The organism is Citrobacter sp. Cpo061, assembly GCF_030332845.1.
Classification (GTDB): Bacteria; Pseudomonadota; Gammaproteobacteria; order Enterobacterales; family Enterobacteriaceae; genus Citrobacter; species Citrobacter portucalensis.
In genome coordinates this window covers 1-217 of sequence record NZ_JAOWHB010000002.1, presented here as the reverse complement: position 1 = coordinate 217, position 217 = coordinate 1, and the positions used below count along the sequence as shown (strand labels likewise).

Annotated in this window: 1 tRNA gene and 1 rRNA gene; both read right to left on the bottom strand. The window is 55.3% G+C overall.

Features of this window, described 5'->3' with window-relative positions:
• Window positions 1-7: 7 nt before the first annotated feature.
• A tRNA-Asp gene (locus OGX97_RS00005) sits at window positions 8-84 on the bottom strand.
• Between the two features lie 55 nt (window positions 85-139).
• Window positions 140-217 (bottom strand): 5S ribosomal RNA (gene rrf, locus OGX97_RS23240); the annotation flags it as partial.

Genomic DNA, 217 nt, shown 5'->3' with positions numbered 1-217 from the left:
TAATAAGTGGCGGAACGGACGGGACTCGAACCCGCGACCCCCTGCGTGACAGGCAGGTATTCTAACCAACTGAACTACCGCTCCACCGAATTTCTTTGTCACCACCCGGATTCTTCATCCCGGTTTACTGCAATTTAATGCCTGGCAGTTCCCTACTCTCGCATGGGGAGACCCCACACTACCATCGGCGCTACGGCGTTTCACTTCTGAGTTCGGC